The sequence below is a fragment of the Aminobacter sp. MET-1 genome (assembly GCF_026521175.1).
Lineage (GTDB): Bacteria > Pseudomonadota > Alphaproteobacteria > Rhizobiales > Rhizobiaceae > Aminobacter.
Window position 1 is genome coordinate 1 of sequence record NZ_JAMSHL010000045.1, and the last position, 8099, is coordinate 8099.

Genomic DNA, 8099 nt, shown 5'->3' on the forward strand with positions numbered 1-8099 from the left:
ATCTTCGCACCGATCTCCTGGATCGGCTTCTTCTTCGCGCCACGCGCAATCTGGATATCGGTCTTGAATTCGGCCATGACTCTCTTCCCTTGAGTTTGGTTCGATTTTCCAGGGCGCCCGACGGCGCCCGAAACTAGAAGCGCGGTGCCGCCTTGTTTGCCGCGCGATAGGCTGAGGTGACAGTGTTGGCCATCAGCAGCGCGATCGTCATCGGCCCGACACCGCCGGGTACCGGCGTGATCGCGCCGGCCTGTTCGGCTGCACTCGCATAGTCGACGTCACCGACCAGCTTCGATTTGCCGTTGGCGCCTTCGCTGCGGTTGATGCCTACATCGATGACGGTGGCGCCCGGCTTGACCCAGTCGCCCTTGATCATCTCGGGACGGCCAACGGCTGCGACCAGGATATCGGCCGTGCGGCACAGCGCCGGCAGGTCCTTGGTGCGACTGTGGGCGATGGTGACGGTGGCATTGGCGTTGAGCAGAAGGTTGGCCATCGGCTTGCCGACGATGTTGGAGCGGCCGACGACGACGGCGCTGAGACCCGAGAGGTCGCCGCCGAGCGCGCGCTCGATCAAGAGCATCGAGCCGGCGGGCGTGCAGGGCACGAAGGCGGTGTCGAGTTCGCCGGTGCCGAGCTTGCCGACATTGGTGAAATGGAAGCCGTCGACATCCTTGTCGGCCGAGATCGTCTGGATGATCTTGCCGGCGTCGATGTGGTCGGGCAGGGGCAGCTGCACCAGGATACCATGGATCGCCGGATCGGCGTTGAGCTTGCGGATCAGCGCGACTAGGTCGGCCTCGGTGGTCTCAGCCGGCAATGCATGCTCGACCGAATGGAAGCCGCACTCCTTGGCCTTCTTACCCTTGGAGGAAACATAGACCTGGCTGGCAGGGTCGTGGCCGACGATGACGACCGCGATGCCAGGAACCACGCCCGTCTCGGCGATCAGCGTTTCGGCTGCTGTCCGGACCTTGGCCACCACATCGGCGGCAACTGCCTTGCCATCGATTACCGTCGTCATGCTGTGCACTTCCTCCCAGGCAAGCGCGATCATTCCTACGGCAGATACCGCAGGTTTCCAGCTCCGGATACAACACCCGGCCCGCTTTTCGCGCTGAATTTTCCCGTCTGAATCTATAGCAGGCGGCATGCCTGAAAGTCAACCTTAATGCAAAAATCTTTCATGAAGAGAAATATCGGCGATTTGCATTCCGGAGAGTGAAGTCGCGCGACGAGCGTTGCCTCAAAAGCAAAAGGCCGGCGTGCGCCGGCCTCTGCCTGTATCTCATTTAGCTCCGCTCAGATGACGAAGAACCAGTTGGCGAGCAGCACCACCGCGACGCCCGCGATCAGCGTCAGATAGGGCAGGATGCCGGCCTTGCGGTTCTTCAAATCCTCCTGGCTGATGCCGAGGTCGTCGAGCATGTGCACAGGGAACTTGCCGCCGTCTTGGACATAGTGGCGGTAGCAGAACACCGGGATGATGAGGGCGGCGGCAATGAAGCCGGCCCACAGGGCCCAGGGGTTCCACACCTTGGCGCCGGCACCCATGAACATGGCGTTGACGTAGGAAAGCAGGGCGCCGACGGCGATCAGGATCGTCGGTGCCTTCCACGGCCGCTTGATGTGGCCGTTGTCGATGCGGTGGATCCAGCCTGAATTCAGGTTGAGGAAGTTGAAGATGATGTAGCCGCAGTTCGACACCGACAGCACGAAGAAGAAGCTGGTGGCGTCCGCGGCGGCGACTGCAAGCAGGAAAACGTTGAAGATCAGGTCAGTCCACATCGCGCGGGTGGGCGCGCCGTGGCCGTTGACGTGGCTGAGGTAACGCGGCAGCCAGCCGTCGACCGAGCCCTGGTACAGGGTGCGCGACGAACCGGCCATGGCCGTCATGATCGACAGCATCAGCGCCATGATCATCAGCATCACCATGATCGAGGTGACGAAGCCCGCGCCGCCGACCATCTTGGCCATGGCTTCGGCAACGCCCGAACCGTCGACAATGGGGGTTGCCAGCATGCCGTTGAGGCCGAGCACGCCCTGGAAGGTGAAGGGCACCAGCGTGTAGAGCGCTAGGCAGAGCAGGCCCGAGTAGAAGATCGCCCGCACCGTATCGCGGCCGGGGTTCTTGAACTCCGAGGTGTAGCAGATGGCCGTTTCGAAGGCGTAGGCCGACCATGCCGCGATGAACATGCCGCCGAAGGCAAGGGTCCAGCCGGCGACGTTCCACGAGCCGGGTTCGGGCGCGTAGGCGGCGGCGAGCGGCACCAGCGGCGAGTAGTTCGCCCAGTTAATCTGGCCGGTGATGATCGGAACGACGCCGACGATCAGCATCGGCACGATGACGATCAGGCCGATGTACTTCTGCACATTGGCGGTGCCGAGGATGCCGCGGTGCTGGATGGCGAAAGTCACCAGCATCAGGATCACGCCGATGAAGAACACGGAGTTGAGCGAGAAGCTGACCGGGCCGAGCGAGCCGTGATAAAGCGTCCAGGTGCGGATCGCCGGCGTGGCGGCGGCGCTCAGCACCGCGATGGCGTCAGCCGCTGCCTTGCCGGCATTGGCCGGATCTGCGAGCCATGCGACGACTTCGGGCGAGGTGTCGGTGAAGCCGGGGATAGGGGCCAGGGCGTTGAGGATGTAAGCGGCCGCGATCGAGCAGCCGAGGGACAGCACAGGCGTCCAGGCGAGCCAGTTGCACCACACCGACAGCGGCGCGATGAACTTGGAATAGCGCAGCCATGCGGTGGCGCCATAGACCGAGGCGCCGCCCGACTTGGACGGGAACAGGCCGGCGATCTCGGCATAGGTGAAGGACTGGATCAGGCCGAGAATGATCGAGGCGGTCCAGATCAGGAAGGCGATGTTGCCGGTGGTTCCGGCGATGCCGCCGATGGAAAACAGCACCAGAGCCGGCACGCCGCTGGCGACCCAGAAGGCGCCGCGCCAGTCGATTGTTCTGTGAAGGCCGTCGCCGGCCTCTGCGGTTGTCATTGTTGTTGCGCTCATTTCAGTTCCCCGACTTGGTCGAAAGGTCCCGCGCCTTTCGACACGGGACCGTTTGGGTTTGTTGTTGGGTCCGGCGTGTCAGAGCACGAAGAACCAGTTGGCAATCAGCACCACCGCAAGACCGGCGATCAGTGTCACATAGGGCAGGATTCCCGCCTTCTTGCGGTTCAGGTCGGCCTCGTTCATGCCGAGGTCCTCGAGCATGTGATCCGGGAACTTGCCGCCGTCTTGGATGTAGTGGCGGAAGCAGAACACCGGCAGGATCAGCGCGACGGTGAACAGGCCTGCCCACAGCGCCATCGGGTTCCACACCTTGGCGCCCGCGCCCATGAAGACGGCGTTGACGAAGGCAAAGATGGTGCCGGCTGCGAGCAGCCAGGTCGGGGCCTTCCACGGCCGGTGGATGTGGCCGTTGTCGAGACGATGGATCCAGCCGGCATTGAGATTGAGGAAATTGAAGATGATGTAGCCGCAGTTTGCGACGGCCAGGATGAAGAAGAAGCTGGTGGCGTCGGTGGAGGCGATCGCCAGCAGGCAGAGGTTGAAGATCAGGTCGGTCCACATGGCGCGGGTGGGCGCGCCGTGCTCGTTGACATGGCTTAGGTAGCGCGGCAGCCAGCCGTCGAGCGAACCCTGGTAGAGAGTGCGCGACGAACCGGCCATTGCCGTCATGATGGCCAGCAGCAGCGCCAGGATCATCAGCATGACGAGAAGCGTCTTCACCAGGCCGCCGCCGCCGACCATGGTGGCCATGGCGTCGGCGACGCCCGAGCCGTCGACGATCGGCGTTGCCAGCATGCCGCTGATGCCGAGCACGCCCTGGAAGGTGAACGGCACCAGGATGTAGAGCAGCATGCACAGCAGGCCGGAGTAGAAGATCGCCTTGAACGTGTCGGTGGCCGGGTTCTTGAACTCGCGGGTGTAGCAGACTGCGGTCTCGAAGCCGTAGGTCGACCAGGCCGCGATGAACATGCCGCCCAGCGCCAGCGTCCAGCCGGCGACGTTCCAAGAGCCGGGCTCGGGCGCATAGGCAGCAGCCAGCGGCACCAGCGGTGAATAGTTGTCCCAGTTGATCTGGCCCGTGATGATCGGGACGATGCCGACGATCAAAAGCGGCACGATGACCAGCAGGCCGACGACCTTCTGCACATTGGCGGTGCCGAGGATACCCCGATGCTGGATGGCAAAGGTCATCAGCATCAGGATCGCGCCGATCCAGAAGGTGGCGTTGAGCGAGAAACCGACCGGACCCAGCGTGTGGCTGTAGAGCGTCCAGGTACGGATGCCGGGAGTTGCTGCCGTGGTGACGGCGGCGACGGCGTCGGCAGCACTCGTGCCGACATTGGCTGCCATGTACTGCAGCACCTCGGGCGAGGTTTCGGTGAAGCCGGGGATCGGCGCCAGCGCGTTGAGGATGTAGGCGGCGGCGATGGTGCAGCCAAGCGACAGCACCGGCGTCCAGGCGAACCAGTTGCACCATACCGACAGCGGCGCGATGAACTTGGAATAGCGCAGCCAGGCAGTCGCGCCATAGACCGAGGCGCCGCCCGACTTGTTGGGGAACAGCCCCGCGATCTCGGCATAGGTGAACGACTGGATGAAGCCCATGATGATGGACAGCGTCCAGATCAGGAAGGCGATGTTGCCTGTCGTGCCGGCGATGCCGCCGATGGAAAACAGGACAAGCGGCGGCACGCCGCTGGCAACCCAGAAGGCGCCTCGCCAGTCGATTGTTCGATGCAGTTGCCCGGCGGATTCCGCCGTGCTGACATCAGTTACAGCGCTCATTGGTTCAATTCCCCATTTGGCTATAGGAGTGCCGTTCGCCCACGCCGACCTTTCGGTTTCGTGGTACGCGAGCATTTTCCGCTTAGGCTTCTTTTTTTCCTCAAAGTGAAGTTTGTCCGAATCCGATGCGCCGTCAAGCCATTTTGTCGCACGGCTAATGGAAACATCGCGCAACGGAAGCTTGCCTGGATGATCGGCCAGTGGTGTCGTGCCTGCATGGACGAAATCACCCTACCCGAACGGGTGGGAGCGCCGGGCTTCAGCGGTTTTTCCGGTTCCAGACGCCTGTTCGGCGGCTAATTTGACGCATCCACTGGAATGAAAAATTAATTCATGATATGAATTGATCTCTATGGCCGTATCGGGAGGAATGATCGGCCTGAAATCAAGGACGTTTCGGCAAGAGGTGGGCGCGATAACATAGGCGGGAGGAACATGAACGCCGCATGGAAAGGTCAGCGCCAGGGCATCGGAATTGAGGTGGTGCCGGTGGCAAGAGAGAGCAAATTCAGGGTCCTGATTGCCGAGCGCAATCCGCTCGTCGTGGCAGCTCTGGGCGACATGATCACACGTGACAGCCGTTTCGAGCTCGTCGAAAGCCTGCAGAGCGGCAAGGCCTTTCTGCAGGCCGCGGCCCGTGCCGAGACGGGTTTTGATCTGGCGGTGCTGGGCTGGAAGCTCTCCGACATGGACAGCGGCGAGGTGCTTTCCGAGATGCAGCGCCAGGGCCTGCATGCCCGCGTCGTCATCTTCTCCAACGACCATGACGTGGCGATCCTCAAGCAGTGCGTGCGGCTCGGCGTGCAGGGCTTCTGCTATCAGTTCGACGATCCGGCAATCCTGTTCGACACGCTGGTCGCCGTCGGCCATGGCCGGATCTGCATTCCTTACGTCGATGTCTCCAAGATCAACGACACGCCGCTGTCTCGCCTGACGACGCGCGAGCGCGAGCTGCTGTCGGTGCTCGCCGACGGCTGGACGAACCTGCAGATCGCCGCCCGCACCGGTATTTCGGAGAACACGGTGAAATACCACCTCAAGAATCTCTACGACAAACTCGACGTACGCAACCGCGCGATGGCCGTGGCGCTCTATGCCAGCGAGAGGAACCGCGGTCCGAGCCTGAGTTAAACCGGGATGAGTTGTTCCTGTGGGGCAACTCGGCTGGGTGTGAGACTGATCTCGCACCTTTCGCGTATCACGTCGCCTGCCTTCCTCCTCTCCGTCACGGCTTTGCCGTGCCACCTCTCTCCCACTTTGTGAGGGCGAGGAAACGCGAGCCACGCAATTCGCGGTACGGTCACTGAGATCCCGATGACCACCGCATACGTCCGTCTTGCGGGCGGGACTTGGCAGAACGCGGGTCCCTCGCCCCGCGAGGTGGGGGAGAGGTGGCACGGCGAAGCCGTGACGGAGAGGGGCTTTGGCGAGCCGTTGGTTCGCCCTGGTTGACTGAGTAGCCCTCCCAAAAGTCGAGGCGAGGGAAGTCGATATCCTTCCGCAGCTTCATCTTTCCAGCCGACAAGCCCAAAGCAAAAATGCCGCCCTGGTGGGGCGGCATCTGATGATGTCGGGCAGTCCGGAGGACCGTGGTCTTACTCCGCTGCTTCGGCGGTGCGCAGGTAGGACTCCAGCGAGTCGTCAAGTGCATCCTTCCATGGCGTATGATGCGCCGGCGCCATCGTGCCGGTGATGACAGACCTGTAGGAGTGGTTGCGGAACTCCATGATTCCCTTCTTCTTGTGTTCCTTCCACTCGAAGAAGGCCTGGTTGGCGCCGTCCACGTCGAAGCTCGGATAGTCGGTCTCGGCTATCAGTTCCTTGACGTACTCACCCTGGTATTCGATCGCGTCATGGGCGTCCTTGCCTGCGTCCTCGCGGGCCACGCGGTCTTCGACGTCGGCGATCATTTCCTGCTTGGTCGCGGGCAGTTTGATGCGGTCGAGGATGACGTCGCGTGTCCACCATGCCTGCGCGTCGAACATGTTGAAGGTGAACCACTGGTCCTGCATGCCGAGATAGAACAGCGCCGGATTGTGAACGTAGGCGACGCCCTTGTAGAGGTCGGCGGTCGCCAGCCGGTTGGCCGTCCTCAGGCGCAGGTCGTCGGGCAGGAACGGGAAGTGGTGCTTGTAGCCGGTGCACAGGATGATCGCATCGATGCGCTTCGTCGAGCCGTCCTTGAAGGTGGCGGTGTTGACGTCGACCCGCTCCAGCAGCGGCCTTTCTTCCCAATTGTCGGGCCATTTGAAGCCCATGGGCGCGGTGCGATAGCAGTTGGTGATCGACTTGGCGCCGTATTTCCAGCACTGCGAACCGATGTCTTCGGCCGAGTAACTGGTGCCGACGATCAGGATGTCCTTGCCGGTGAACTCGCGGGCGTCACGGAAGTCGTGGGCGTGCAGGATGCGGCCGTTGAAACGGTCGAAACCGGGGAATTCAGGAACGTTCGGGGTCGAGAAATGGCCCGAGGCGACGATGACGTTGTCGAATTCCTCAGAATAGCAGTGATCTTTCGGCAGGTCCTGTACGGTGACGGTGAATTTCTTGGTCTCTTCGTTCCAGGTCACCATGCGCACCGCGGTCTCGAAGCGGATCCACTTGCGTACACCGGCCTTGTTCACGCGGCCTTCGATGTAGTCGAAGAGAACCGCACGCGGCGGATAGGAGGCGATCTGCTTGCCGAAATGCTCTTCGAAGGAATAGTCGGCGAACTCCAGGCCCTCCTTGGGGCCGTTTGACCAGAGGTAGCGGTACATCGAGCCGTGGACGGGCTCGCCATACTGGTCGAGGCCGGTGCGCCAGGTGTAGTTCCACAGGCCGCCCCAGTTGGCCTGCTTTTCGAAGCAGACAATTTCCGGGATGTCGGCGCCCTTCGCCGCGGCGGATTGAAATGCTCTCAGCTGTGCGAGCCCTGATGGCCCGGCTCCAATCACGGCGACACGCGCTTTCATGCGGAACTACCTCCCAGTAATTTTCCATGACGAAAGAAATTTCACTGGGATGATAATAATGGACCGTCGTCGCTGTCAACAAGCTTCGTCGTCGAAGCGTTTGGCGCAGACGCGGGCAGACGGGCAGCGACGCCTGCCTGTGGCATCGATTTTCGCTACTGGCATGAAAGGAAGCCTTGCCAGCGTCGTCAAAGCAGGTATTCTCTAGACTGAAATTACTTTACACACAGGCAAATTCAGACGAGGTGGTGACGATGTTTGCAGACTACCCCGCCGTACGCTCGGGTCCACCGCAACCGAGCTTGATCCTTCAGCCAGGGCTGCTTTTGCCTGGCATGGAGC

Annotated in this window: 5 protein-coding genes; 1 reads left to right on the top strand and 4 read right to left on the bottom strand. The window is 61.9% G+C overall.

The features are described from left to right. Positions 1–133: 133 nt before the first annotated feature. The 3 genes from folD to NDO48_RS28770 all read right to left on the bottom strand — a co-directional run bounded on the left by folD (position 134) and on the right by NDO48_RS28770 (position 4803). Positions 134–1024, bottom strand: a complete 891-nt coding sequence (folD, locus tag NDO48_RS28760) for a bifunctional methylenetetrahydrofolate dehydrogenase/methenyltetrahydrofolate cyclohydrolase FolD (RefSeq protein WP_026226890.1) — start codon at positions 1022–1024, stop codon at positions 134–136. Positions 1025–1302: 278 nt separating this feature from the next. Then, complete coding sequence (locus NDO48_RS28765) at positions 1303–3015, bottom strand: APC family permease (RefSeq protein ID WP_051091891.1); 1713 nt, start codon at positions 3013–3015, stop codon at positions 1303–1305. A 78-nt stretch (positions 3016–3093) separates the two neighbouring features. Next, positions 3094–4803, bottom strand: a complete 1710-nt coding sequence (locus NDO48_RS28770) for an APC family permease (RefSeq protein ID WP_018426513.1) — start codon at positions 4801–4803, stop codon at positions 3094–3096. Between the two features lie 435 nt (positions 4804–5238). Here NDO48_RS28770 and NDO48_RS28775 point away from each other — a divergent pair, with 435 nt between their 5' ends. Then, entirely contained in the window at positions 5239–5934 is a 696-nt protein-coding gene (locus NDO48_RS28775; RefSeq protein ID WP_081623435.1) for a response regulator transcription factor, read from the top strand. Positions 5935–6398: 464 nt separating this feature from the next. Here NDO48_RS28775 and NDO48_RS28780 read toward each other — a convergent pair whose 3' ends face one another. Next, positions 6399–7757 (bottom strand): NAD(P)-binding domain-containing protein, encoded by a 1359-nt coding sequence (locus NDO48_RS28780; RefSeq protein WP_018426515.1) that lies wholly within the window; start codon positions 7755–7757, stop codon positions 6399–6401. Between the last annotated feature and the right edge of the window lie 342 nt (positions 7758–8099).